Annotated in this window: 21 protein-coding genes; 14 read left to right on the top strand and 7 right to left on the bottom strand. The window is 46.9% G+C overall.

Features of this window, described 5'->3' with window-relative positions; all coding sequences use genetic code 11:
• A partial coding sequence (locus HZF10_RS14525) for a T9SS type A sorting domain-containing protein (protein ID WP_176006945.1) occupies positions 1–680 on the top strand: 680 nt, incomplete at its 5' end.
• 310 nt (positions 681–990) lie between these two features.
• Positions 991–6,243, top strand: a complete 5,253-nt coding sequence (locus HZF10_RS14520) for a T9SS type A sorting domain-containing protein (protein ID WP_176006944.1) — start codon at positions 991–993, stop codon at positions 6,241–6,243.
• A gap of 72 nt (positions 6,244–6,315) precedes the next feature.
• Here the strand turns inward: HZF10_RS14520 and HZF10_RS14515 are convergent, their stop codons facing one another.
• Together HZF10_RS14515 and HZF10_RS14510 are read right to left on the bottom strand one after the other, a co-directional pair.
• On the bottom strand, positions 6,316–6,528 hold the full coding sequence (locus tag HZF10_RS14515) for an Fjoh_0651 family PID-CTERM protein (protein WP_176006943.1): 213 nt from the start codon (positions 6,526–6,528) through the stop codon (positions 6,316–6,318).
• A gap of 148 nt (positions 6,529–6,676) precedes the next feature.
• Positions 6,677–8,266, bottom strand: coding sequence for a peptide chain release factor 3 (locus tag HZF10_RS14510; RefSeq protein WP_176006942.1), 1,590 nt, complete (start codon positions 8,264–8,266; stop codon positions 6,677–6,679).
• 304 nt (positions 8,267–8,570) lie between these two features.
• On the opposite strand from HZF10_RS14510, the gene HZF10_RS14505 reads away from it, so the two are divergent.
• The 6 genes from HZF10_RS14505 to HZF10_RS14480 all read left to right on the top strand — a co-directional run bounded on the left by HZF10_RS14505 (position 8,571) and on the right by HZF10_RS14480 (position 17,498).
• Positions 8,571–10,535 carry a peptidylprolyl isomerase gene (locus HZF10_RS14505; RefSeq protein ID WP_176006941.1) on the top strand — a complete coding sequence of 655 codons (1,965 nt, stop codon included), beginning with the start codon at positions 8,571–8,573 and terminating at the stop codon, positions 10,533–10,535.
• A complete protein-coding gene (locus HZF10_RS14500; RefSeq protein ID WP_246282612.1) occupies positions 10,535–11,380 on the top strand; it encodes a hypothetical protein in 846 nt (281 codons plus the stop codon). The genes HZF10_RS14505 and HZF10_RS14500 overlap by 1 nt, the downstream gene beginning before the upstream one ends.
• Positions 11,364–12,755 carry a peptidylprolyl isomerase gene (locus tag HZF10_RS14495; RefSeq protein ID WP_246282610.1) on the top strand — a complete coding sequence of 464 codons (1,392 nt, stop codon included), beginning with the start codon at positions 11,364–11,366 and terminating at the stop codon, positions 12,753–12,755. Before HZF10_RS14500 ends, HZF10_RS14495 begins: the two co-directional genes overlap by 17 nt.
• 67 nt (positions 12,756–12,822) lie before the next feature.
• Positions 12,823–13,776: an AAA family ATPase gene (locus HZF10_RS14490; RefSeq protein ID WP_176006939.1), complete on the top strand. Its 954-nt coding sequence runs from the start codon at positions 12,823–12,825 to the stop codon at positions 13,774–13,776.
• A gap of 65 nt (positions 13,777–13,841) precedes the next feature.
• Positions 13,842–14,963: an acyltransferase family protein gene (locus HZF10_RS14485; RefSeq protein ID WP_176006938.1), complete on the top strand. Its 1,122-nt coding sequence runs from the start codon at positions 13,842–13,844 to the stop codon at positions 14,961–14,963.
• Between the two features lie 270 nt (positions 14,964–15,233).
• Positions 15,234–17,498 carry an aconitate hydratase gene (locus HZF10_RS14480; protein WP_176006937.1) on the top strand — a complete coding sequence of 755 codons (2,265 nt, stop codon included), beginning with the start codon at positions 15,234–15,236 and terminating at the stop codon, positions 17,496–17,498.
• Between the two features lie 56 nt (positions 17,499–17,554).
• Here HZF10_RS14480 and HZF10_RS14475 read toward each other — a convergent pair whose 3' ends face one another.
• Both HZF10_RS14475 and HZF10_RS14470 read right to left on the bottom strand, forming a co-directional pair.
• The gene (locus tag HZF10_RS14475) at positions 17,555–18,271 is read right to left on the bottom strand and encodes a metallophosphoesterase family protein (RefSeq protein WP_176006936.1); all 717 of its coding nucleotides are present in this window, start codon (positions 18,269–18,271) and stop codon (positions 17,555–17,557) included.
• 14 nt (positions 18,272–18,285) lie between these two features.
• Entirely contained in the window at positions 18,286–19,023 is a 738-nt protein-coding gene (locus tag HZF10_RS14470) for a DUF72 domain-containing protein (protein ID WP_176006935.1), read from the bottom strand.
• Positions 19,024–19,199: 176 nt separating this feature from the next.
• Here HZF10_RS14470 and HZF10_RS14465 point away from each other — a divergent pair, with 176 nt between their 5' ends.
• The 6 genes from HZF10_RS14465 (at position 19,200) to HZF10_RS14440 (ending at position 23,466) form a co-directional block, all read left to right on the top strand.
• The gene (locus HZF10_RS14465) at positions 19,200–19,535 is read left to right on the top strand and encodes a potassium transporter KefB (protein ID WP_217703389.1); all 336 of its coding nucleotides are present in this window, start codon (positions 19,200–19,202) and stop codon (positions 19,533–19,535) included.
• 12 nt (positions 19,536–19,547) lie between these two features.
• Positions 19,548–20,306: an oxygenase MpaB family protein gene (locus HZF10_RS14460; RefSeq protein ID WP_176006934.1), complete on the top strand. Its 759-nt coding sequence runs from the start codon at positions 19,548–19,550 to the stop codon at positions 20,304–20,306.
• A 43-nt stretch (positions 20,307–20,349) separates the two neighbouring features.
• Complete coding sequence (locus HZF10_RS14455; RefSeq protein ID WP_176006933.1) at positions 20,350–20,703, top strand: hypothetical protein; 354 nt, start codon at positions 20,350–20,352, stop codon at positions 20,701–20,703.
• A 60-nt stretch (positions 20,704–20,763) separates the two neighbouring features.
• Positions 20,764–21,444 (top strand): hypothetical protein, encoded by a 681-nt coding sequence (locus HZF10_RS14450; protein ID WP_176006932.1) that lies wholly within the window; start codon positions 20,764–20,766, stop codon positions 21,442–21,444.
• 94 nt (positions 21,445–21,538) lie between these two features.
• The gene (locus HZF10_RS14445; protein WP_176006931.1) at positions 21,539–22,954 is read left to right on the top strand and encodes an APC family permease; all 1,416 of its coding nucleotides are present in this window, start codon (positions 21,539–21,541) and stop codon (positions 22,952–22,954) included.
• Positions 22,954–23,466 carry a hypothetical protein gene (locus HZF10_RS14440; protein ID WP_176006930.1) on the top strand — a complete coding sequence of 171 codons (513 nt, stop codon included), beginning with the start codon at positions 22,954–22,956 and terminating at the stop codon, positions 23,464–23,466. Before HZF10_RS14445 ends, HZF10_RS14440 begins: the two co-directional genes overlap by 1 nt.
• 1 nt (position 23,467) lies before the next feature.
• Here the strand turns inward: HZF10_RS14440 and HZF10_RS14435 are convergent, their stop codons facing one another.
• The 3 genes from HZF10_RS14435 to HZF10_RS14425 form a co-directional block, all read right to left on the bottom strand.
• Positions 23,468–23,911, bottom strand: a complete 444-nt coding sequence (locus HZF10_RS14435) for a DinB family protein (protein ID WP_176006929.1) — start codon at positions 23,909–23,911, stop codon at positions 23,468–23,470.
• A gap of 17 nt (positions 23,912–23,928) precedes the next feature.
• A complete protein-coding gene (locus tag HZF10_RS14430; RefSeq protein WP_176006928.1) occupies positions 23,929–24,381 on the bottom strand; it encodes a YciI family protein in 453 nt (150 codons plus the stop codon).
• Positions 24,382–24,471: 90 nt separating this feature from the next.
• Positions 24,472–25,920, bottom strand: a complete 1,449-nt coding sequence (locus HZF10_RS14425; protein WP_176006927.1) for a glyceraldehyde-3-phosphate dehydrogenase — start codon at positions 25,918–25,920, stop codon at positions 24,472–24,474.
• Positions 25,921–25,946 lie beyond the last annotated feature (26 nt).

Raw genomic sequence — 25,946 nt, 5'->3', positions numbered from 1 at the left:
GGTTCTCCCTTACCATGTTGACGCGTTTCAACTACGGTACGGAATACCAGGTTGAGGTTGCCGTGAAGACCAACGGTACGTGGTCGGGATATGGTTCTCCTTGTAACGTGACCTCACCAGCCGTTCCGATGCTTGTTAACTGTGGTGCGACAATCGCCACTGCAGGTACGAACATCGCCACGACGAGTCTTAACCGCGTGACGGCTTACCGTTTCGAGGTGACCAACATGACGACTTTCGAACAGACCGTCGTTGACCGTTCGGTTCATTGGTTCTCGTTCATGAACATTCCAAATTATACTCCTGGAACGCTTTACGCCGTTCGAGTTGCGTTGCAGACTTCGGGTTACTGGTCTCCTTTCGGGGAAGCCTGCGAGATCACGTCTCCGGGTGCTGCCAGAGGACAGATCAAGGACGATGTACAGCCTACGGTTGATTTCCGTGCTGTCGTCTATCCGAACCCTTACACCGAAAGTTTTGCACTCGATATGGATACCTCAAGCGAGGACAAAGTCCAGGTCAAGGTGTACGACATGATCGGCAAGCTGATCGAGGAGCGTGAATTCGCTATCGATGCCGTCGAGGTTCAGCAATTTGGAGAACGTTATCCGTCGGGTGTCTACAACCTAGTTGTGACCCAGGCCGGATTCGTGAAAACGCTTAGAGTGATCAAACGATAGTTTACATTCATAGTTCCAATTTGGAAGGCCCTTTCAGAAATGAGAGGGCTTTCTTATTTTAAATAGTTTTCAAAAGCACCGTTTCATTTTTGTGAATTGTAAATATTACGTTAGGATTATTACAAATAATCAGGGGATTCTGCATTACAACGTCTAAACAGGCTTGATATCGATTATTTTTCGCGGCCTGACGTTTCCTCTTTTAATTTGACTTAGAATTCTTCCAACAACTGCCACACCTTTTATTATTCAGTAAGATTTCCGTGACGTAAGGTTTCGGGCAGGATATCAATTATTAAAATCAATGCTTATGAAAACAAAACTATTCAGTTTGGGTAGTCGATGTTTCTATTCTTTTAGGAACACGGCCTTGCTCTTTATTTTGATGGTTGGAAGTTTGTTCTTTTCAGATCATGCTTTCGCACAGATCACCTTGGTGACGGGTTCGCCCCAATCGGCAAACACTACAGGTGTTACACTAACGATTACTAAGCCATCAGGATTAGCCGTTGGTGATGTCATGTTCGCCAGTATTGTACAAAGCGATGACGACAACTCTACTTTACCCGATGCGACACGAACAGGATGGACAAGAGTCCACGGAACCGAAGTCGGATCGACGGGCAGCAACAGTTGGAGAGGCACTTTGCTGTATAAGATAGCCGATGCTACAGACGTTAGCGCCGCCAATTTTGGCTTTACGGTAAGCAACTTTGCGACCGAAGGTAGCCAAGGCGCGGTCATAGCGTTTCGTGGAGCGGACATTACCGGAGGATTTAACGAAGCTGGTACAGCCAACAGCGGGCCTTTCGATGTTGATCCCGGATCAATCACCCAAAACGGGAGCGTTGGTTCGTTTTCTTATACAGGTTTTAATACGAACACTGTCAATACAGGCCTTGTGATGTTTGCATATGTTGGGGACAACGTGAATTTGTCCAGCTGGCAAGTAGCGACCGGCCCATTGACACTTTCAGAGATTTTTGATCTTCCTTTGAATACAGGCCTTGATAATGGGCTTGGAGGGGCTTGGGCAACCAAATCAGCTGCAGGAGCAACGGGCAACGGCTCGGTAAATTTATCTGCAAATGCCAGAGGAGGTGTAATTCTTATCGCTTTGCGTCAGTTCACTTCTATAACTACCGGCGCGGTTTCTGGTCCAATTTGTTCCGGAAGTACGATTTCGGTTCCTTATACTATTACCGGGACATTTGCGTCAAACAATACGTTCACGGCTCAATTGTCGGACGCTTCGGGCTCTTTCGCTTCGCCGACTACAATCGGTACATTAGCGAATACCAATACAGCAGGTAGCATATCTGCGACTATTCCGGTAGGTACGGCCGCCGGAACAGGTTACCGCATACGTGTTGTTGCGAACCAATCGCCAAAAAATGGCAGCAATAATGGTTCTGACCTTACTATTGTGCCAGCGTCGACTGCAGTCGCTGGTTCTAACTTCAGTACATGCGTTTCGGCTGGTGCCGTTAATATCACTACCGGTTCAAGCGCGAGTAATTATTCATCGGTACAATGGACTACGAATGGCTTGGGAACAATCGCTAATGCTAACTCCATGACTTTGGCGACATATACGCCAAGCGTTTCCGATCCAACTTCTGTAACGTTGACTTTGACCGCATTCGGAAATTCGCCTTGTAGCAACGCTGTATCCAATAAAACGTTAACAGTAGCACAAGTACCAACGGCTTCGGCAGGTGGCAGCGCGACGATTTGTTCGAATCAAACAGCTACGGTTTCGGGAGCCACTTCGTCTCCTGCCGGCGCGACTATTTCATGGTCTGAAAACGGGGCAGGATCGATTACGGCTGGAGGCAGTACATTGACACCAACTTACACTCCGGCTCCAGGCGATGCCGGAAATACCGTTACGCTAACCATGACGGTGTCAAACAGCCCATGTACGGCAGCAACCGCTACTTATACCGTACATGTCGTCGGAGCGGCTACGGCAGTTGCTGGATCGACATTCTCGGCTTGTTCCGCTTCGGGTGCGGTAAATATCACCACGGGTTCAAGCGCGAGCAATTATACGTCTATACAATGGACTACTAACGGTTTGGGAACAATCGATAATGCCGATTCGTTGACCGATGCGACCTATACGCCAAGTTTGTCCGATCCTGCATCGGTAACCATTACCTTGACCGCATTCGGAAATTCACCTTGCGGAAATACAGTGTCGAACAAAACACTCAATATTTCGCACCAACCGACAGCTTCGGCCGGTGGAAGCGCTACGATTTGCCAAAACCAAACGGCTACGGTTTCTGGAGCTTCTTCTTCTAACGGAACGATTTCCTGGACAGAGAATGGCGCCGGAACGATCACTTCGGGAGCGAATACCTTGACTCCGACTTATACTGCCGCTGCCGGCGATGCAGGAAATACGGTCACTTTGACGATGACTGTTACGAACAATCCGTGTACTCCGGCTACGGCGACCTATACGGTTAATGTAACCGCGGCGGCAACGGCCAATGCCGGTACTGCAATTTCTACTTGTGCCAATTCGGGTGCCGTGAATATTACGGATGGAGCCAGCGCTACACAGAACACGGGTGTTCAATGGACATCCAGCGGAACAGGTACTTTTACCGATGACAACTCGTTGACATTGGCCATGTACACGCCAAGCGCTGCCGATATTTTGGCAGGAAGCGTTACTTTGACGTTGACATCTTTCGGGAACTCACCTTGCGGAAACGTTACGGCTAACAAAACACTTACTATCAGACCAATACCGGTTGCGACTGGAGTCGTCATTTGTACGGGTGATAGTGGTTCTTTTACATCTTCTTACTCATGTACAGAGCAAAGTCCTGTAACCAGTGCTGCAACTTTCGCAAGTACAGGGTCTAACTCAGGTTCGGGCACGGCATGGACCACTCCAGAGAATGTGGTATCTAACAATAATAGCAATGCTTCGGTAGCCGGAAACGGAGCCGGGTTCTCACAAGCACTAAGGGCGACCAATTACGGGTTCTCACTTCCTGCGAATGCTGTCATTAAAGGAATCCAGGTTACTATAGGTCGTTTCAGAAGCGGCGGGATCACAGGTGAAATCCGTGATAATTCGCTCCAACTCGTGAAAGCCGGTAACAGTGTGGGTACGAATAAAGCGGCTACCGGGACAAACTGGCCAACTTCGGAAGGCGTGGCCTCTTATGGCGCAACCTCCGATATGTGGGGAAGCACTTGGACTCCATCCGAAATAAATGCAGCCAATTTTGGTGTAGCGCTGATTGTTACGAATACCAACAATTTCGCGATTGCGGGAACAAGAACGGCGAATGTCGATTATATGCAGGTTTCTGTAACATATGCATTGCCAGGCGACCTTAATTGGTATACTCAATCTTCGGGCGGATCGGCAATTGGTACAGGTTCGTCTTTCAACCCGGTAGGAGTTGCAGGATCAGGTCTTGCAGACACCAATACTCCGGGAACAACGACTTACTATGTCGAATGTTCTACGGTTACAGGTTGTAGAACTCCGGTCGATTTCGTCATCAACGCACGTCCGGAAGTCAGCTTCACAGGTTTGGCTGCCGATTATTGCGCTGGTTCATCTGCCGTGACTTTGACAGCTAACCACTCCGGCGGAACGTTCACCGGAAACGGAATCACCGATAACGGAAACGGAACGGCAAGTTTCAATCCTGCTGCAGTAGCTTTGGGTGCTCATAACATCACCTATTCGTATACAGACGGCAACAACTGTCCGAACAGCGTGATGCTTTCGACTACAATTCTGCCTAATGCGACGTATTATGCCGATGCGGATTCCGATACTTACGGAGACGCCGCTTCACCATTGACGACTTGTTACGGTGCTCCTGCAGGATATGTGACCAACAACACAGACTGCAACGATGCCGACGGTACGATGCACGCTTCGTTCTCTTTCTATCCTGATGTTGATTTGGATGGATTCGGAACAGGGTCACTGACTGTGGTTTGTGCTGTGGATGCGAACACGCCTCCATCGGGATACTCTTTGAATAATACAGATTGTAACGATGCCGACGGAACGATCCATGAAGAATTCCAATTCTTTGTAGACGCAGATGGTGACGGCTTCGGAAGCGGCACTATCGAAAGTGTTTGTGCTGTAGACGCCAATACGCCTCCGACTGGATACTCTTTAGACGGTACCGATTGTAATGATGCGGATTCCGCAATCCACGCCGAGTTCTCTTTCTATGTAGATGCCGATACCGACACTTACGGAACGGGATCATTGATGAGCGTTTGTGCCGTGGATGCCAACACGCCTCCATCTGGGTATTCTTTGAACAACACCGATTGTAACGATTCGGTAGCGGCTATCAACCCAGGCCATGCCGAAGTACTTTACAACGGCTTGGATGACAACTGCGACGGAAACCTCGACGAAGGATTCCAATTGTTGAGCCAGGTATTGCCTAGCCAGTGCGGAACTACGCTTACAACCATCAGTTCTGTTATTGGATGCGTTAGTTTCGGTCAAGTCATTACAGGCTACAGGTTCAAAGTAGTCAACATGACGACTTTGGCCGAGCAAACTATAGATAGAACTGCGCCTCACTTCCAGCTTACTTCGTTGGCCGCTTACGATTACGCTACAACGTATTCGATTTCGGTACAATTGCAACGCAACGGTGTATGGTTGGGTTATTACGGTACAAGCTGTATGGTTTCTTCGCCTGCAGTACTTGATCCAGGAGGTTCGGCCCAGGTTTCTCCATCACAGTGTGGAATAACTTTGCCGTCTATCAGTACTTTGATTGCGACTACAAGTTTACCAGGGGTTACGGCTTACCGTTTCCGCGTGACGAATATGTTCACAAATACACAACAGGTAATTGATCGCAACTATCACTGGTTCTCTTTGACGATGCTCAATGAATACACTTACGGTACAACTTATATGGTTGAGGTTGCCGTCAAGACAAATGGCGTATTCTCTGGTTTCGGAAGCCCTTGCCAAGTGTCTTCTCCAGCAATTCCGCAGCTTGCGCAATGCGACACTGTAATTTCTTCTGTCGGATTCCATATCTCGACCACAAGCTTGAACCGTGCGACATCTTACCGTTTTGAGGTTACCGATATGAATACCTTCCAGGTAAACACTATCGACAGAACCCAAAACTGGTTCACGTTCAACATGGTCAGCAGTTATACACCTGCAGGTCAAATGGCGGTACGTGTTGCCGTGATGACTTCGGGCGTATGGTCCGACTTTGGGGAGGCATGTTTGATTACTGCTCCTGGAGCGGCAAGAAGCATCAAAACGGATGAGGTGGCAGGAATTGCTTTCCGTGCGGTTTCTTATCCGAACCCATATATAGAGACATTCTCTCTTGACGTTGATTTGCCGACTGAAGAAAGCGTCGACGTAAAAGTCTACGATATGTTGGGCAAACTTGTCGAGACACGTACTTTCGAAGCTATCGATACAGAAATCCAAACATTTGGCAGCAAACTGGCTGCCGGGGTTTACAATGTTGTCGTAACCCAAGGCGCGAATGTGAAAACGCTTCGAGTCATCAAGAGATAATCGAATATATCCAAAAGAAAAGCCCTTCTAAAAAGAAGGGCTTTTTTATTTTAGGAAAAACGCAAAAAAAAATTAAGCGATTTTTCTCGATTTTTTATAAGAATAGTAAGCAAACAAAATACCTACGATGGCCAACCATATAAGCTTTCCGTTGATTGGTGCAGGTGCCGGATCGTCTCCTTCAAGATCCCCGTTTTCATCGTCGTCGCCAGGTTGTGCGAACGCCATAAAATCAATCAGGAGGAAGAAAGAAAGAAAATAAAGCTTGTACAAATTTTGTCTCATATACTTTGTTTTGCGGCTGTAAAGATAGAAATGATTTTGAAATGAAAAAGCACGACTGCCTGTTTTTTAAGCGTTTATTGACATTTCGGCAATATTTCAAAAACTCCTAACCTTAAAATGATTTATTCTTAAATATAGGAAATTTTGGTTATTCGAATTCCGATGTGAAGAATAATTTAACCGTCGGATATTTCGATTGCGTCATCTGGATCGTAAAATCCGAATCGGCCAAAAACACCAATTGTCCGTATTTGTCGGTCGCCAAAAATTTCTGTTTGATACGTCGGAACTCTTTAAATTCTTCGTTTTTAGGGTCTTCTGGCTTTACCCAACATGCCTTGTGTACAGGGAACGGTTCATACGAACACTTCGCTCCGTATTCGTGTTCCAAACGATATTGTATGACTTCGTATTGAAGCGCGCCCACGGTTCCGATGACTTTCCTGTTGTTCAATTCCAATGTAAACAGCTGGGCTACGCCTTCGTCCATCAATTGGTCGATGCCTTTCTCGAGCTGTTTGGCTTTCATCGGGTCGGCGTTGTTGATGTATCGGAAATGTTCGGGCGAAAAACTCGGGATTCCCTTGAAATTCATGTTTTCGCCTTCGGTCAACGTGTCGCCGATCTTGAAATTTCCCGTGTCGTGCAATCCGACGATGTCGCCTGGATACGAAATGTCGACGATTTCTTTCTTCTCGGCAAAAAATGCGTTCGGACTCGAAAACTTGAGCGATTTGTTCTGGCGTACGTGCAAATACGGTTTATTTCTTTCGAAAGTTCCCGAGACGATTTTCACGAATGCCAAGCGGTCGCGGTGTTTCGGATCCATGTTCGCGTGGATTTTGAACACGAAACCGGACAATTTCTGTTCTTCGGGCTTGACCAAACGCGTATCCGATTCTTTCGGGCGTGGCGCAGGCGCAATCTCGATAAAGCAATCCAAAAGTTCGCGTACCCCGAAATTGTTCAAGGCCGAACCGAAAAATACGGGTTGAAGGTTTCCATCGAGGTAATCCTGGCGATCGAATGCCGGATATACTTCCGAAATCAATTCGAGTTCTTCTCGCAATTTGTTTGCGGGCTTGTCGCCGATGATTTTCTCGAGTTCGGGATTCTGTACGTCGTCGAACGCGATGGTTTCCTCTATGTTTTTACGACTGTCGCCGCTGAACAGGTTGATGTTCTTTTCCCACAAGTTGTAGATTCCCTGGAAATCGTAACCCATACCGATCGGGAAACTCAACGGCGTGACGCGCAATCCGAGTTTTTGCTCCACTTCATCCATCAGATCGAAAGCGTCTTTACCTTCGCGGTCGAGCTTGTTGATGAATACGATCATCGGAATGTTTCTCATACGGCAAACGCCCACGAGTTTTTCGGTCTGTTCCTCGACGCCTTTTGCGACGTCGATCACGACGATCACCGAATCGACCGCAGTCAAAGTACGATACGTGTCTTCGGCAAAATCCTTGTGACCCGGCGTATCGAGAATGTTGATTTTTTTGTCCTGATAATTGAACGCAAGAACCGATGTCGATACCGAGATTCCTCTCTGGCGCTCGATTTCCATAAAGTCGGAGGTCGCGCCTTTCTTGATCTTGTTGCTTTTTACGGCTCCGGCTTCCTGGATCGCGCCTCCGAAAAGCAGCAATTTCTCGGTCAATGTCGTTTTACCCGCATCGGGGTGAGAGATGATGCCGAACGTACGGCGTCTGTCGATTTCCTTTAAAAAACTCATGGTGTGTAAAATGGACGGCAAAGGTAAGTTTTTGTGGTGAAGTGCTAAAGTGCCGAGGCGCTAAAGTTGCTTCGGTAAATCGGATTCAAAATTCGGATGTATCGGAAATCGCGCGTCGACGTACAGGAAATGCCAAATACAGGTGTTTAAAAGCCTCAAATCCACCAAAAAAATCTGTTAATAATAATTTGTTAATAGTATTGGCATCGCTTGCATGCGAGATTTGAATTGCTACTTTTGTCAGTCGTATTTTCCGTCTGGGAAGCGACGCGAAAACGAAAACCATAATTGATTCTATAATTCAATGAAAATCAAACATTTGTTGTTTGGGTTGTTGCTTGCAGGAACCGCTGCGGTTGCCCAAAAATCCAAAAAGGAAGTGCTGTTTACGATCAACGATAAACCGTACTATACAGACGAATTCCTTCGCGTCTACAACAAAAACCTCGACCTGGTAAAAGACGAATCCCAAAAAGACCTCGACCAGTATCTCGAACTTTTCATAGGATACAAACTCAAAATCAACAAAGCCAACAAACTTGGGCTTGAAAACGGCCAAGGTTACCAGAACGAGCTCAAACAATATCGCGGCCAGCTTGCAAAAGGTTATTTGTCTGATTCAAAAGTCACTAAAGAACTTGTCGATGAGGCGTATCAGCGTTCGTTAAAAGAAGTACGCGCGTCGCACATTCTTTTCCTTGTCGACGAAAACGCTTCCCCGGCCGACACATTAAAAGCGTACAACCAAGCGCTCGACGTTTACAAAAAAGCGGTAGCGGGCGAAGATTTCGGCAAGCTCGCAGAACAATATTCACAAGATCCTTCTGCCAAAGACAACAAAGGCGATTTGGGCTTTTTCTCGGCTTTCCGCATGGTATATCCGTTCGAGAGCGGTGCCTTCAAGACCAAAGTGGGTGAGATTTCAAAGCCGACGCGTTCCCGTTTCGGTTATCACGTGATCAAAACGACCGATATGCGCGACAACCGAGGCGATATTTCGGTGGCGCACATCATGATCCTGAAGCCTAAAACCGACGATCCGGCCGAAGCCCAAAAAGCCAAGGACAAGATTTTCGACATCTACAACAAACTCAAGCAAGGCGAGAACTTCGAAAGCCTCGCCAAACAATTTTCAGACGATAAATCATCATCTTCAAAAGGTGGCGTGCTCAACCGTTTCGGATCGGGCCAGTTGAGTTCGGAAGAATTTGAGAACGCGGCTTTCGCACTCACAAAAGACAAACCGCTTTCAGAGCCGGTACAAAGCCAGTTCGGATGGCACATCATCAAGTTCATCGACCGTTACCCGATCAAGACGTACGACGAGATGAAGCCCGAATTGGAAAACAAAGTGAGCAAAGACGACCGTTCGCGTTTGATCACTTCGGCCTTGAACGAAAAACTGCACAAGAAATATTCAGTAAAAAGAAACGATAAAGTATACAAACAAGTAGTCGCTGCCGTAACCGAAGATTACTATAAAGGCGAATGGGAAACCCCGGATTTGAAGAACTTCTCTGGTAAATTGTTCTCGATCAAAGACAAAAACGTGACGGGAGCCGATTTCCTTACGTTCATCCTCGCGCAACAAAAAGCGGGTCATACCGACAAACCAATTGACAAACTCGTCGACAGATTGTACGTGAAATTCGTCAACGACCAATTGACGGCCTATTACAACGACCATCTCGAGGCCGAATTCCCTGAGTTCGCCGCCGTAATGGACGAATACCGAGACGGGTTGCTGTTGTTCGATCTCATGGAAAAGGAAATTTGGGAGCGTTCAAAAACCGATACGTTGGGCTTGAAGTCGTTTTACGAAGCCAACAAGGCCAAATACCAATGGAAGTCGCGCGTAGACATCGTTTTGGCGTCGTCAACCAACCAGGACATCATCAAAAAGGCACAGAAATTCCTAAAGGAAAACCAGACAGCCGACGTGATTAAAGAAAAGCTCAACACCAAAGACAAAGTCAACGTGATGACATCTTCCGGCGTGTTTGAAGAAGGAAACGACGCTTTGCCGAAAAACATCCAATTCAAGGAAGGCGTTTCGGAAGTGTTCAAGGATGGCGATTATTACTTTGTCGCAAAAGTCAACAAGGTATTGCCGGCCGGAGCCAAAACGCTCGACGAAGCCAAAGGACGCGTCATCAACGATTACCAGCAATACCTCGAGGAAAACTGGGTAAAGGAGCTCAAAAGCGAATTTACCGTAAAAGTGAACCGCGACGTATTCGAAAAAGTGAAGAAGGAAGTCAAGTCGTAATGATGAAAAAGGTTTTCGGCATCGGATTGTTGCTCGCCATCATTAGTTGTTCGGGCCCCGATCGGAAACCAAAAGCGGTGGCCAGGGTAGGCGAGTCCTATCTGTACCGCGAAGATTTGAAAGACCTTGTGGCGAAAGGTACTTCGAAGGAAGACAGCATCGCCATCGTGCACGGTTTCATCAACAGATGGGCCGCGCAAAAACTGCTCATGAGCGCCGCCGAAGTCAATTTGGGCGATGCGGGCAAAGCCGATCTCGACAAACTGGTGCGCCAGTACAAAGTCGATTTGTATACCAAAGCGTATATAGAAGAAGTGGTCAGGCAATCGGTAGACACGGCCGTCACCGAATCCGAACTCGCCGAGTATTACAACGCGAACAAGGAGAATTTTAAAACAAACGGGACTTTGGTGCGTTTACGGTACATACATCTGCCGAAAGACAATCCGAGGTACGAGACGATAAAACAGAAGTTCTTTGATTTCAGGAAATCCGACAAGAAGTTTTGGGATACATATTCCTTACAACTCAAGGATTTTGCGCTTAACGACAGCGTCTGGACCGATATGGAGCAAGTGTACGCGAAATTGCCGTTCATTACTCCGGACAACCGGGATGAATATATTTCGGGAGGAAAATCGATCCAGAAACAGGATTCGCTCGATGTGTATCTCGTGAAAATCCGAAGCGTGCTCGACAAGAACCAGATCAGTCCTTACGAGTACATCAAACCGACGCTGCGCGAAGTGATCCTGAACAAAAGAAAACTGGAACTCATCAAAAAATTTGAAAAAGACATTACAGACGATGCCATTAAAGACAAGAAGTATGAAATTTATAAGTAAGCTGATCCTGGCCATGGGATTGATTTTGCCGATGTTCGCAAGCGCCCAGGACACTACAGATGTCGCCCAGAACACCGAACCCGTTTTTACCAAACGCCAAAAGGTGGACGGTATCATCGCTACGGTCGGGGATTACCTGATTTTGGATTCGGATATCGACAAAGCGTATCTTGAAATCAAGAGCCAAGGTGCAGACGTTTCGGGCATTACGCGTTGCCAGCTTTTAGGCAAGCTCATGGAAGACAAATTGTACGCCCACCAAGCTACACAGGACAGTATCGTGGTGGCCGACAGCCAGGTTCGTGAAAAGATGAACAAGCAGCTCGATTACATGGTAGAGCAATTGGGTTCTATGGATAAAGTCGTGGAATACTTCCACAAGGACAACGAGGAAGATTTCCGTTCCGAAATGTCCGAAATACTAAAAACCAACATGCTTGTTGAGCAGGAGCGCGACAAGATCATCGATGAGGTGCAGATTACTCCGGAAGAAGTGCGTACCTTCTTCAACAAAATCCCAACGAGCGAACTTCCGACTTTCGGTGCCGAAATGGAGGTTTCCCAAATCGTCGTCGAACCCAAAGTGAACGAGGCCGAAAAGCAAAAGGTCATCAACAAACTCAAGGACATCAAGAAAGAAGTCCAGGACGGCGCGAGTTTCTTCGGAAAAGCGGTTTTGTATACAGATGACAAAGCTTCGAGTTCTACCGGAGGTTATTACAAAATCAACCGAAAGACCCAATTTGTCAAGGAATTCAAAGAAGTGGCGTTCAGTTTGGGCGAAGGCGAAATTTCGGAACCTTTCGAGACCGAATTCGGGTATCACATCATCATGGTAGAGAAAATCCGCGGGCAGGAAGTCGAATTGCGCCACATCCTTATGGTACCCAAAGTTTCGGATGCCGACATGAAAGAAGCCAAAGACAAAGCGATACTGATCAAAAAACGCATCGACGACGGTGAAGTTTCGTTTACCGATGCGGCGCGTACGATGAGCGACGACAAAGAAACACGCGCAAACGGAGGAATCCTGATCAATCCTAAAACCCAAGACACGCGTTTCGAGCTTACAAAAATGGATCCCGCGCTTTATCGCGACCTCGTCAACTTGAAAGACAAGGAAGTTTCGGTGCCTATCCTTGAAACCGAACCGAGCGGCAAAAAGAAATACAAGTTGCTTACGGTAACCAACCGTTACGACGAGCATACAGCTGATTACGCCAAAGATTACACGAAGATCAAGGCGCTTGCCCTAAAAGAAAAGCAGCTTTTGGCGATCGGGAAATGGTTCGATACCAAAATCAAGGATACGTATATCAAGATCAACGGCGAATACCGCGACTGCGAATTCACGAACAACTGGCTCAAGAAATAATTGCCGATTTTTGATGTGTGAAAATTCGTATTTTGGACATCGATAAAACAAAAAACACCACTACCTAATGTCAGACGTAACGGCCATCCAGAATCTTGTAGAGAAACGCAACCAGCTCAAGAAAGAAATTTCGAAAATCATAGTAGGCCAGGAAGAAGTCGTAGACCAAATCCTGCTCGCGATTTTCTCTGGCGGACACGCATTGCTTGTGGGTGTTCCGGGATTGGCCAAAACGCTTATGGTGAATACGATCGCCCAAGCGTTGGGACTCGATTTCAAGCGTATCCAGTTTACACCCGATTTGATGCCGTCCGACATCCTCGGAAGTGAAATCCTCGATGAGAACCGTCAGTTCAAATTCATCCGAGGGCCGATTTTTTCGAACATCATCCTCGCCGACGAGATCAACCGTACACCACCAAAAACGCAAGCGGCTTTGCTCGAAGCGATGCAGGAACGCGCGGTGACGATTGCCGGTGAAAACCACAAACTCGCGCTGCCGTATTTCGTTTTGGCGACGCAAAACCCGATCGAGCAGGAAGGAACTTATCCGCTTCCCGAAGCACAGCTCGACCGTTTTATGTTCTCGATTAAGCTCGATTATCCGTCGTTTGCCGAAGAAGTTCAGGTTGTAAAAGCGACGACTTCAGACGACAAACCGACCGTTTCGGCCTTGTTCACGGCTCATGAAATCATCGAATTCCAGCATTTGGTAAGACGCGTTCCCGTAGCCGATAACGTGATCGAATATGCCGTGACGCTTGTCAGCAAGACACGTCCCGACAATCAGCTCGCCACAGATTTCATCAAGAATTATATCGATTGGGGCGCAGGTCCGCGCGCTTCCCAAAACCTGATTCTCGCGGCCAAGGCGCATGCGGCCTTCAACGGAAAATTCTCTCCCGATATTGAAGACGTCAAAGCCGTAGCCATCGGAATTTTGCGCCATCGCGTCGTGAAGAACTACAAGGCCGACGCAGAGAACATTTCTATAGAGAAAATCATCGCTTCGTTGTATTGATCGCACGCCTTATCGGCATCGGATTTTTTGTATACCTTTGAAAGAAAGGGCAATCCGGCCGATTTATGGAGCAAAACTACTTTTTTCCTACCGACAGGATTTTCGGGCTGGATGCATTGCGCGCCTCGGCTATCGTCATGGTTTTGCTCGGTCATCTCACCTGGATTCTTCCGCAGCAGTACACGACCGTAAATATCCTTTTGGGTTTGCTCGGTTTTTTAGGCGTTGAAATCTTCTTCGTATTAAGCGGATTCCTTATCGGAAAGATTCTGTTTCGGCAGTTTACCGATGGTGCTTTCACATCTAAATCGGTGCGTTCTTTTCTTAAGAGGCGTTGGTTTCGCACGCTGCCCAATTACTTCCTGATTCTATGCGTGAATATCGGTATTGCTTTGGGCGTAATCGGATATGACATTCAAAGTCTGTGGCGGTATTTCTTTTTCGTCCAGAATTTCAATTCGCAGATGCCGGTTTTCTTTCCTGAAAGCTGGAGTTTGTCTGTAGAGGAATTCGCTTATGTGCTTTTGCCGATAGTATTGTTGTTGGCCGTTTTTGTGTTTAGGAAGGCCGAAAAGAGCAAGTTGTTTTTCGGTGTTATCGTTTTCGTCTTCGCGATTTTCATCTCGACCAAAATCTATTATACGCTTACGACCGGATACAATTCGCTTGCGGAATGGAATCTTTACCTCAAAGGCGTCGTCGTATATCGCGTCGATGCGATCGTTACGGGCGTAGTTTGCAGTTGGTTGGCGCTCAACAAAACAGAGTTTTGGTATAAAACCCGATGGCTTGCGGCATTTTCGGGAATTTGTTTCGGAACGTTCCTTATTTTCGGAGCTTCGTTTTTTGGCGTAACCGTTGATAAGCACCATTTTTTCTGGAACGTATTTTTCCTGCCGATGCTTTCTGTTTCGATTGCGGCCATGCTGCCGTTGTTTTCGGCCTGGAAGTCGCGGCCTTACGGAATCGGCAAGCCCTTTACGTTCATCAGCGTCATATCGTATTCTATGTATCTGCTGCATTACGGTGTCGTGATGCAATTGCTGCATGCTTTTTTCCTGCCGCATTTCGGTTGGCATCTTACGGCCGTGCTCTATTTGGGATTGACCGTCTTGATGAGTGCACTTCTTTATCGCTATTTCGAAAAACCGATTACAGATTTGAGCGAAACGCACCGAAAGCGGTAACGAAAACGATTTCATCACGCAATTTAGAATGATTCTTAAGTCGATTGCTTACAGGTGAAAACAGGTCGAATTTTCAAATCGGCAATATTTTGATTTTAAATTAACAAATCGGTAAAATTTTTAGGGTTATCTATGATTTGTGTAATTAATTTCAGTAAAACTTCGTGATTGGAAATAATAATATCCCGATTCCTTCATTTTATTAAAAATATTTCAGCTATGAGGCTAATTGCGTAAATTTGCAGCACACAAATTTAACAAACCAATATTATGGCTTTTGATATTGAAATGATTAGAAAAGTGTATGCGAACATGCCTGCACGCGTCGATAAAGCGCGTGAGATCGTGGGCCGTCCGCTAACTCTTTCAGAAAAGATTTTATACAACCATCTTTGGGAAGGAATGCCTTCCAAAGCTTTTACCCGCGGAAAGGATTATGTAGATTTTGCTCCAGACCGTGTGGCTTGCCAGGATGCTACCGCGCAGATGGCACTTTTGCAGTTCATGCACGCAGGTAAAAACAAGGTAGCCGTTCCGACGACGGTTCACTGCGACCACCTGATCCAGGCAAAAGTTGACGCCAAAACCGATTTGGCACGTGCCAAACAACAATCAAACGAAGTATTCGACTTCCTTTCGTCGATCTCGAACAAATACGGCATCGGATTCTGGAAACCGGGAGCGGGAATCATCCACCAAGTGGTGCTTGAGAACTACGCTTTCCCTGGCGGAATGATGATCGGAACCGATTCACACACGGTAAACGCCGGAGGTCTCGGAATGGTTGCCATCGGAGTAGGTGGGGCAGATGCCGTAGACGTAATGTCGGGTATGGCTTGGGAATTGAAATTTCCGAAACTCATCGGAGTTCACTTGACAGGAAAATTGTCAGGTTGGACAGCTCCAAAAGACGTTATTCTAAAAGTAGCCGGAATCCTTACCGTTAAAGGCGGAACCGGAGCTATCGTAGAATATTTCGGAGAAGGAGCAAAGAACATGTCGTGTACCGGAAAAGGAACAATCTGTAACATGGGTGCCGAAATCGGGGCCACGACTTCGACTTTCGGATACGACGACTCGATGGACCGTTACCTGCGTTCGACAGGTCGTGCCGATGTGGCCGATGCCGCAAACGAAATCGCCGACTATTTGACTGCCGACCCAGAGGTTTATGCAAATCCTGAGCAATATTTCGACCAGATCATCGAAATCAACCTTTCGGAGCTCGAACCGCACTTGAACGGACCTTTCACCCCGGATTTGGCTACGCCCATCTCGAAAATGAAAGAAGAAGCGATCAAGAACGACTGGCCGCTTCAAATCCAGGTTGGACTTATCGGATCTTGTACAAACTCGTCTTACGAAGATATCGCGCGTTCGGCTTCATTGGCCAAACAAGTCGCGGACAAAAAACTAAAGACCAAAGCGCAGTTCACGATTACTCCGGGTTCTGAGCAAGTACGTTACACTATTGAGCGCGACGGATTCATCGACATCTTCGACAAAATCAACGCTACTGTTTTCGCGAACGCTTGCGGACCGTGTATCGGTATGTGGGATCGTGAAGGCGCTGAAAAAGAAGAACGCAACACCATCGTTCACTCGTTCAACCGTAACTTCTCGAAGCGCGCCGACGGCAACCCGAACACTTTGGCGTTCGTAGGTTCGCCGGAATTGGTGACCGCTTTGGCGATCGCCGGAGACTTGAGCTTCAACCCGTTGACCGATACGTTGATCAACGAAGACGGACAGGAAGTGAAACTCGACGAGCCGACAGGAAGCGAATTGCCGCCAAGAGGTTTCGCGGTGGACGATGCGGGTTACCAAGCACCGGCCGAAGACGGATCGAACGTTCAGGTTGCCGTAAGCCCAACTTCGGAGCGTTTGCAATTGCTCGCGCCATTCGCGGCTTGGGACAAAAAGAACATCACGGGAGCGAAACTCCTTATCAAGGCATTCGGGAAATGTACGACCGACCACATTTCGATGGCCGGACCATGGTTGCGCTTCCGCGGACACTTGGACAATATTTCGAACAACATGCTTATCGGCGCGATCAATGCCTATAACATGAAAGCGAACTCCGTGAAAAACGAGTTGACAGGTGAATACGATGCCGTTCCTGCGGTTCAACGCGCTTACAAAGCTGCGGGAATCCCGTCGATCGTAGTGGGTGACCACAATTACGGTGAAGGTTCGTCACGTGAGCACGCTGCGATGGAGCCACGTTTCCTGGGTGTGAAGGCGGTTTTGGTTAAATCGTTCGCCCGTATCCATGAAACGAACTTGAAGAAACAAGGTATGTTGGCGCTTACGTTCGCCAATGAGGCCGATTACGACAAAATTCAGGAAGACGACACGATCAACTTCCTTGATTTGACCGAATTCGCGCCTGGCAAGCAATTGACTTTGGAATTCGTCCACAAAGACGGTTCTAAAAATATCATCATGGCCAACCACACTTACAACGAAGGCCAGATCGGTTGGTTCGTTGCAGGTTCTGCGTTGAACTTGATCGCTGCTGCCGAAGTATAATCCACATCGATTATCGCAATAAAAAAAGCTTCCTGATTCGGGAAGCTTTTTTGTTTTTAGGTAAGTCGTACGATTTGATTGCTGATATTGCCATGATCGATCGTAATCAACCGGTAGCCGAAATATTCGGCATGTGCATCGAGGTCATCCGTTCCTTTTTTAATCTGGTAGGAAACAGCGGGCGTTTCATATTGTGAAATGGCACCCGTTCCGGTTTCATCCTCGCAATGGTAATGTCCACAAAAAATAAAAACTTCCTGGTTTTGGTCCGATAGCATTTCCTGAAGTGTTTCGCGGTTCTGCAGCGGATATTTACGGTCTACGTACGTATCGACTTCATAAATCGGATGATGGACAAACAGCAAAACCTTAAAATGATTGGCCTCAAGTTTTTGTTCTAGCCAATGCAGTTGAGCTTCGCTTATGTGATTTGAAGACGAATCGAGGAACAAATACAAAAAATTTTCATCCGAAAAACTATAGTAGAGTTCGGCCGAATCTGCATTTTCGGGATTAGAGAAATGATGCAGCAAAGCGGGCACGACATCGTGATTGCCTGCGATGATCCGAAACCGACCGTCAAAACCTTTTAAGGATTCGAAAAAATAGGCATAGTGTTCCGATTCCGAAATATCGCCTCCGATGACGATTTCATCAACCTTTCGTTCACGAACATCGTCCAAAACCTGTTGCCAATGTTGCAGTTGGTCGGTCTGCACCGGAAGCTTTTCAAAGAGGTGCATATCGGTGATGAAGGCAATCGTTTTTTTCATGTCGGTTCGTTTTCTTAAAGATAGTCATTATGTGTTTTTCGCGAAATCATCTTTTTCAATTCGAGCGCATTTTCTATTCCCGCGGTACTCGCGGTGTTGTTGAAATAAATCACCACTGTTTTCGCATCCTCACATTTTTTAAGCAGGAATTCAAGATGTTCACGGCTATAAGCGGAATAAAACAATTTCGGTTTTCCGTGCAAACGGATATAAGCCGTTCCGTTCGAAATGACGATATCTTCGGGAAGATTCGGGTAACTCGGGCTGCAAAAACCGATGTTGTTTTGTTCGAGTTTTTCCAAAACATCATCGCGCCACCAGCTCCGATGACGGAATTCGACGACATTGAAAAAGGTTTTGTCGAGGCTGTCGACGATCATGTCCAATTTTGATTCGTCATAAGCGAACGAAGGTGGTAATTGGAACAGAATCCAACCCAATTTTCGTCCTAAACCTTCATGGCAAACTTTATAAAACTGTGCGATTTCTTCGTCACAGTCCGTAAAGCGCTTCAGATGCGTGATCAATTTCGGGGCTTTTACGGAATACACGAAACCGTCAGGACTTTTTTGATGCCACGTCTTCATTGTTTTCAACGTCGGGAAGCGGTAAAACGTAGCGTTGATCTCGAACGTACCGAAATGCTCGCAATAAAACGAGAACCATTGTTTCGAAGGCATGTCCGACGGATAAAAGAGACCTTTCCAATAACCGTTGTTATAAGCCGATGTGCCGATGAGTAACCGTTGCATGTCGCTAAGATAATCACGCAAAGCTTTGTGTTTCTTGCAGTTTATCAAGTAGTTATTGCAAGGTTGATATCTGAAAATTGGGGTAAAAGAAAAGTTTTAAAAAAAAAATGTAGCCGACTTCGATAAAATAAATAACTTTGTATTTCAAAGTACTTTATGAATATAAATTATTAGATATGACAACCACAAACCATTTGACAAACAAGGATATCCATTCGCAATCTCTCGGAATCCGTATGTTGCAAGGAGCGGGAATCGCTTTTTTACTGATCGGGCTGTTTCTGCTGCCTGTAGATACCAATCCGGCGTGGCCGAAATATTGGATGATCCGTCCGCTGATTGTTGTGCCGTTCGCCGGTGCCGTCGGTGGATTCTTCTATTACAAATTAGACCATTTGCGTGTCCAAGGTGGTTGGATGCGCTTTTGGGCAGCAGTACTGAGCTTCTTTATATACGTTTTTGGCTTGTGGGTCGGGACGATTTTGGGGCTCGACGGCACTTTGTGGAATTGATAAAACAGAACTATGTCATTTTTTGCGAAAGAAACATCTATCGTCAGGGAAATTTGGGGTAAAAGCGATACCGTATTGTTCATTTTTGCGGGCGCTTCGGCCGAATTCGCGCTTAACAAGGCTGTCGATTGGCTTTACTTCACCGGGAAATTGCCTTCCGATCCGTTAGGACGCCTTTTCTCTACCGTTTCCTATGCGCGCAAAATCGTGTTCGCGACGACCGATCAGGCGAATAAAGCTATCGGTTCCATGCGTCAGATACATTCGGCCGTCGAGAATAACCGTGGCGCTTCAATTCCCGATTGGGCGTATCGCGATGTGTTGTTTATGTTGATCCATTATTCGATCGCGTCCTACGAATTGCTCGAACGAAAATTAAACGATGACGAAAAACAGGAGGTTTACGACGTTTTTTATCGCGTCGGAATCGGGATGGGACTTGTGAATCTACCGTCGAATTATATCGAATGGCTGCCGGTTCGCGAATCGCATCTCAACGAAAACCTTCAAAAAAGTGTCTACACTGCCGACCTTTTCAAACAGTACAAAAAACATCTGGGTGCGATGCGGTTCAAAGTGCTTTTGGAAGCTCAAAAATTGCTGGTTCCCGATCATGTGAAAAGGCTTTTGGATTTTGACGATTTTTCGCTGCTCACACCAATCGTTCCCCTATACAAAATCAGCAAGCTCATGAAAATGGACTGGATGGTGAAAAATATTTTACTTCCTGCAGCGTATAAAAAGGAGATTTTGGAATTGGATGTTAAGTAAGAGATTGAATTGTATCAAGAGTCTTACTTTTTCACTTGTATGTGTGTTTGTAATCTCATGTGAATCGTCAAAAGAAATCGACTCTCGAAGATTCAATGCTAAAATCGCGCACAATACAGCTATCGCGACGCCCGAAGCATTGATCGTGCTTTATTACGATTACCCGACTCGCGAAGGCACGCCAAATTTGCAGCTTTCCAAAAAAGAAATCGGTCCGCAACATTTCGAGATCACTTTGATCCACGATAATCTGGATGACGATTCCGTAAAAGCCATCAAGATTGACATGACGGCCAAACGCATCGGCAATACTTGGCAAGTGCAGAAAATCCTTAAAAGCTGGAAATGTTACGACGGGCGCGACCATACCGATTGGTCATCTCAAAAGTGTAGCTGAAAATAGCTATCTTCACACGACTTGGGAACCTTCACTTAGAAAATAAAGCACCAAAAACCAATGATGAATCGGATGATTTTTGCGATGACCGTTGTCATTTTGTGTTCTTGCATGAACAAAGGCAACGGTAAAATTTCGGGTAAAACCCGTTCGAAGTATGTACCATCGGTCACAGCCAACGATTCTATAGTGTATTTGAAAAAGTTATCGATTACCGGAGATTTCGACGGTGACGGAAAAACCGACACGATCCATCAAGACGTCGTAAACCGAAAAACGCACAAACCGATCGATTCTTTCCCGAGTGCCGAATGGGATTCCATCCAAAATTATTTCGGCCGCATCGATGCCGAAGTCATCCTTACGACAAGTGACAAGAAATCAGATACCTTGCATCTGGCCTCGGGCGGCGGCTTGTATTGCCTGATCAATTTGGGCGATGTCAACCATGATCATAAAGACGAGATTGCACTCGTACTCAACAATTACAGCTTTACGAACATCAGCACTTGCGAGATTTATACGTTGTGTGGTCGTCATTGGCAAAAAGTCAAATCGTTCAGAATCCATCAGGATGCTTTTGATTATGAAGACGATAACGTCCCGAATTTCAGTCAAATCAAAGGCTATCTTGAATATAGGAAAAGCAGGTGGTACTACATCGATTATGAAAAATGGTTCAATGCCGAAACCGACAAGGACACCGTTTTGCAACCGCTCAAAATTAAAACCCGTTGCTGATCGCAAGGTTGTAGGATAAAGGCTTTTCTTTATCTTTATCCGACCCGAGACGTCCGGATTGAAGCGACGTTTCGCACCTAAACCAACCAAACCAATGCAAGAACAAGAACATTTCAAACGCGAATTAGGATTGCTCGACGGCACGATGCTCGTCGTCGGGTCTATGATAGGCTCCGGGATTTTTATCGTGAGTTCCGATATGGTACGCCAGGTCGGGTCGGCCGGATGGCTGTTGCTCATTTGGGCTTTGACGGGACTCATTACCGTGATCGCCGCCGTGAGTTATGGCGAACTCAGTGCCATGTTTCCAAAAGCCGGCGGGCAATACGTCTATCTCAAGGAGGCTTACGGCAAACTGACGGCTTTCCTGTACGGATGGAGTTTCTTCGCCGTTATCCAAACCGGTACGATTGCGGCCGTGGGCGTAGCTTTCTCGAAGTTCGCGGCTTATTTGTACGAGCCGTTCAGCGAAAACAATTTCCTGTTCGAGGCAGGCTCGTTCAAAATCAGTGCGGCACAGATCGTTTCTATCGTGACCATTGTATTGCTGTCCTATGTAAACAGCCGTGGAGTGAAAAATGGAAAGATCCTGCAAACGGTGCTTACGATCATCAAAATACTTTCGCTTGCCGGACTGATCGTTTTCGGATTGCTGCTTGCGGCCAAATCCGAAATCTGGGACGCGAATTTCGCGAGCGGTCTAATGACGCAATCGATGGATGCCGAAACCCGAATCTGGTCGCCTGTAAGCGGTGTGGCTTTGATGGGAGCGATTTCGGCGGCAATGGTCGGATCGTTGTTCTCGAGCGACGCATGGAACGGTGTGACGTTCATAGCGGGCGAAATCAAGAATCCGCAGCGCAACGTCGGGCTCAGTTTGTTTTTGGGAACGTTGACCGTAAGCGTGATTTATGTGTTGGCCAACGTAATGTATCTCGCGGTCGTGCCGATGCAGGAAATCGCGACGGCTCCGTCCGATAGGGTAGCGGTAGTGGCTTCGGAATATATTTTCGGAGGCGTCGGAACGTACATCATCGCGGTCATGATCATGATTTCTACCTTCGCCTGCAACAACGGATTGATTATGGCAGGCGCTAGGGTTTATTACACGATGGCCAACGACGGTCTTTTCCTCAAAAAAGCGGCGCATCTCAACCAGCACAGCGTCCCGGCTTGGGCACTTTGGGTGCAATGTGTTTGGGCGTCGGCTTTGTGTTTGACGGGAAAATACGGCGATTTGCTCGATTTCGTCGTCATCATCGTGCTCATATTCTACATCCTTACGATTTACGGGATTTTCAAACTGCGCAAGTCGATGCCAGATGCCGAACGTCCGTACAAAGCGTTCGGATATCCGATTTTGCCTGGGTTTTACATCATCATAGCCACCGCGATCTCGATTTCACTGCTTTGGTTCAAGACCGATACGTGCGGTTGGGGTGTCGCGATCATGCTCGTCGGGATTCCGGTGTATTACCTTACGAAATCAAAGTCTGACCATCAGAACTGATGTTGCCTGAAATCATTTTTGGACTGAATCGGCTTCCGCTCGTAAGTTTGCTTTTACAGACTCCTAATGCCGACGATGAGGAATTCAACCTGTTCCTGTTCGCGATACTGATTATCGGCGTGATTGCGGTACTTCTGTGTCTCGCCGTCGGTATTATACTTACGATTCTCGCATTGTTGACCATTTTCGGATTGATCGCTATGGGCGCGCTTTCGGCCTCGATTATAGTCGGGATTGCGCAAAAATCGGTCGCGAAAGGATTCAGGACGTTTGTTGTCGTATTCTCTACTTTCGGCTCGGCGGCTTTGGGAACGCTCACGTTTTGGTTCCTCAACAACGTCCTCAAGTGGTGGACCGAATTCAAAGCGATATGCTTAGGTTTCGGCATCGGATTGGTCAGTGGTTTCATTACGGGAATCGCCATTGCATTCGTCATCCGAAAATTGACTCCGATCCTCAAAAACAAGATCGGAAATCTCAAAAGCAACAAAGCGGTAACGGAACGCTCTTGATTCAGAGATCGTATTTAGCCAACAACGTCAATTGGCCCAAGTGATAGGCGTCGTGCTGCATTATGCCGTAAATCAAATCATATGCGGTATATTCCGAATCAAGATAGCGTTGCGATAGTTTTTCTTCGGTAACCGATTCCAGAAAATCCAGCCAAACCTGTTGTGTCTTTTCGAGTTTTTGCAAGGTTTCCTGCCATGCTTTTTCCGAAGTATCTTCAACGGGCAGGAAATAATTGTGTGAAGGTGTGTTGGCCGGAGCTCCATGAATCCTGTCCAAAACCACTTCGCGCCAACTGATCACATGGTTCACGGTTTCCCAAATCGAATTGGAAATCGCAGACGGTTTCCGTGCCGCCTTTTGAGCCGAAACGTTTTGCAACGTACCCAAAGTCGTAACGTCAAGCCAAGGATCGCCATCGAACAGATCCTTAAACAGTTTAACCATGCGCTGATTTTCGGCCATCAGTGTTTCTTTAAAGTGATTTTGTCCTGTGTTTTGAGATATTCGGGAAGCGCCGCGCCTCCGTACCATTCGTACAGTTCCACGTCAAGCAGTTTTTCCTTGACGGCCGGATCGGTTGCGACCAACGCCTGGGCTTCTTCTATTGTTTTGGCATCTAGGATGAAAATGCCGCGGTAGTTCTTGTCGTTTTTGCCTAGCGGTCCGGCCACGATCAGTTTTCCTTCGGCAGCCAGGCGATTGATGTTGTCCATATGGCCCCTGAAAAGCTCGCCCGTAATTTTTTTGTCGGTCGTGGTATTCGTGCCCGATTTCAATATCGCCAACACGTATTTTTTCATGCCGTATTCGTCGGCTCCGAGTTTTTCGGCCAAAGCCTTGTCGTAATTGGTATCGGCCTGGGCAAATCCCGATGTGCAAAAAAGGCAGACGAGTAGAAGTTTCAAGATTTTCATGATGGATGTTTTGGTTGATGTGCACCTTGAAAGTACAAAAAAATCCGCCATTTCATGACGGATTTCAAACAGTTAGTGAAGTGAGATATCTTAATAATACGTATAACGACGCACTTTGGCAATATATTTCGCCAAGCGGATCACCTGATGGCTGTATCCGTATTCGTTGTCGTACCAAACGTAAAGCACGATGTTCTTGCCGTCCGGTGAAACGATCGTGGCGTTGCTGTCGTAAATGGATGGGGCAGATGTTCCAACGATATCCGAAGAAACCAATTCGTTGTTGAGCGAATATTTGATCTGCTCGACCAATTCGCCTTCGAGCGCATATTGTTTCATGATCGAATTCACCTCTTCAATCGAAGTTTCGCGTTCCACTTCCAAATTAAGAACGACAAGCGAACCGTTCGGGACAGGTACACGGATCGCGTTCGAAGTCAATTTTCCGGCAAGTGAAGGCAATGCTTTTGCCACTGCGCTTCCGGCTCCGGTTTCGGTGATGACCATGTTCAAAGCTGCAGCACGTCCGCGACGGTATTTCTTGTGCATATTGTCCACGAGGTTCTGGTCGTTCGTATAGGCGTGGATGGTTTCCAAATGCCCTTTTACGACGCCCAAAGTATCTTCAACCGCTTTCAATATCGGAGTGATCGCGTTCGTAGTGCAAGAAGCGGCCGAGAAAATATCGACTTCGTCCGGGCTGTATTCCAATTGGTTTACGCCGTGTACGATGTTCGGTACGCCTTTTCCGGGAGCGGTGAGCAATACTTTGTTGACACCTTTAGAGGTCAAGTGGCGCGCAAGTGCTTCCTGTGTGGTGAAAGCGCCGGTGTTGTCGATGACCAAAGCATCGCTGAAGCCGTATTCGGTATAGTCGATTTCCTCTGGGGAATTTGCGGTAATGATATGTACGGTCGTTCCGTTGATGATCAGCGCTTTTTGGTCGGCATCGGCAATAACCGAACCTTGGAAGTCGCCGTGGATTGAATCGTAACGCAACAAAGAAGCGCGTTTTTCAAGCGAAACCGCGTCGTTCTTATCGCGTGTCACGATAGCGCGAAGGCGTAATTGCGTGCCTTTTCCGGTTTTCGACATGAGTTCGCGAGCCAGCAAACGTCCGATGCGACCGAATCCGTAAAGCACGACGTCTTTCGGCTTGTTGTTCTTGAAATCGCGTGCGTTCGCAAGCTTGTCTATTATGAAAGACGTGGCGTTCGGATAGTGGTTGTCTTCCGAACGGTATTCGTGCGTGAGTTTACCGATGTCGAGTTTGGCTGGCGGCAAATCCATAGAAAGGATGGCCTGTGCGATCTCTACCGAATCGAATACCGAAATCGGTTTTCCTACGAATTCGCCCGCATATTCGTGCAGGTTGATGATGTCGCTCACGTTGCAATTGATAAGCTGGTTGCGGAACAATACCATTTCGATCGATTTGTCATACCAAAGGTCGGAAACGATGCGGATGAACTCAACGGCGGCGCGTCTTCTGTCAGCTTGATAAGCTACTTCTTTCTCGTATAAGCTAGCTGTAGTCATTAGTTGTGGTGTAAGATTTAGTGAAT

Source organism: Flavobacterium agri (genome assembly GCF_013401995.1).
Lineage (GTDB): Bacteria > Bacteroidota > Bacteroidia > Flavobacteriales > Flavobacteriaceae > Flavobacterium > Flavobacterium agri.
The sequence above is the reverse complement of the archived record's forward strand: the minus strand, read 5'-3'. Positions and strand labels throughout refer to the sequence as shown.

Excerpts from the sequence above, each read along its gene's own strand:
- HZF10_RS14520 (WP_176006944.1), top strand. The coding sequence starts at position 991 with ATGAAAACAAAACTATTCAGTTTGGGTAGTCGATGTTTCTATTCTTTT.
- HZF10_RS14515 (WP_176006943.1), bottom strand. The coding sequence starts at position 6,528 with ATGAGACAAAATTTGTACAAGCTTTATTTTCTTTCTTTCTTCCTCCTG.
- HZF10_RS14510 (WP_176006942.1), bottom strand. The coding sequence starts at position 8,266 with ATGAGTTTTTTAAAGGAAATCGACAGACGCCGTACGTTCGGCATCATC.
- HZF10_RS14505 (WP_176006941.1), top strand. The coding sequence starts at position 8,571 with ATGAAAATCAAACATTTGTTGTTTGGGTTGTTGCTTGCAGGAACCGCT.
- HZF10_RS14500 (WP_246282612.1), top strand. The coding sequence starts at position 10,535 with ATGATGAAAAAGGTTTTCGGCATCGGATTGTTGCTCGCCATCATTAGT.
- HZF10_RS14495 (WP_246282610.1), top strand. The coding sequence starts at position 11,364 with ATGAAATTTATAAGTAAGCTGATCCTGGCCATGGGATTGATTTTGCCG.
- HZF10_RS14490 (WP_176006939.1), top strand. The coding sequence starts at position 12,823 with ATGTCAGACGTAACGGCCATCCAGAATCTTGTAGAGAAACGCAACCAG.
- HZF10_RS14485 (WP_176006938.1), top strand. The coding sequence starts at position 13,842 with ATGGAGCAAAACTACTTTTTTCCTACCGACAGGATTTTCGGGCTGGAT.
- HZF10_RS14480 (WP_176006937.1), top strand. The coding sequence starts at position 15,234 with ATGGCTTTTGATATTGAAATGATTAGAAAAGTGTATGCGAACATGCCT.
- HZF10_RS14475 (WP_176006936.1), bottom strand. The coding sequence starts at position 18,271 with ATGAAAAAAACGATTGCCTTCATCACCGATATGCACCTCTTTGAAAAG.
- HZF10_RS14470 (WP_176006935.1), bottom strand. The coding sequence starts at position 19,023 with ATGCAACGGTTACTCATCGGCACATCGGCTTATAACAACGGTTATTGG.
- HZF10_RS14465 (WP_217703389.1), top strand. The coding sequence starts at position 19,200 with ATGACAACCACAAACCATTTGACAAACAAGGATATCCATTCGCAATCT.
- HZF10_RS14460 (WP_176006934.1), top strand. The coding sequence starts at position 19,548 with ATGTCATTTTTTGCGAAAGAAACATCTATCGTCAGGGAAATTTGGGGT.
- HZF10_RS14450 (WP_176006932.1), top strand. The coding sequence starts at position 20,764 with ATGATGAATCGGATGATTTTTGCGATGACCGTTGTCATTTTGTGTTCT.
- HZF10_RS14445 (WP_176006931.1), top strand. The coding sequence starts at position 21,539 with ATGCAAGAACAAGAACATTTCAAACGCGAATTAGGATTGCTCGACGGC.
- HZF10_RS14440 (WP_176006930.1), top strand. The coding sequence starts at position 22,954 with ATGTTGCCTGAAATCATTTTTGGACTGAATCGGCTTCCGCTCGTAAGT.
- HZF10_RS14435 (WP_176006929.1), bottom strand. The coding sequence starts at position 23,911 with ATGGTTAAACTGTTTAAGGATCTGTTCGATGGCGATCCTTGGCTTGAC.
- HZF10_RS14430 (WP_176006928.1), bottom strand. The coding sequence starts at position 24,381 with ATGAAAATCTTGAAACTTCTACTCGTCTGCCTTTTTTGCACATCGGGA.
- HZF10_RS14425 (WP_176006927.1), bottom strand. The coding sequence starts at position 25,920 with ATGACTACAGCTAGCTTATACGAGAAAGAAGTAGCTTATCAAGCTGAC.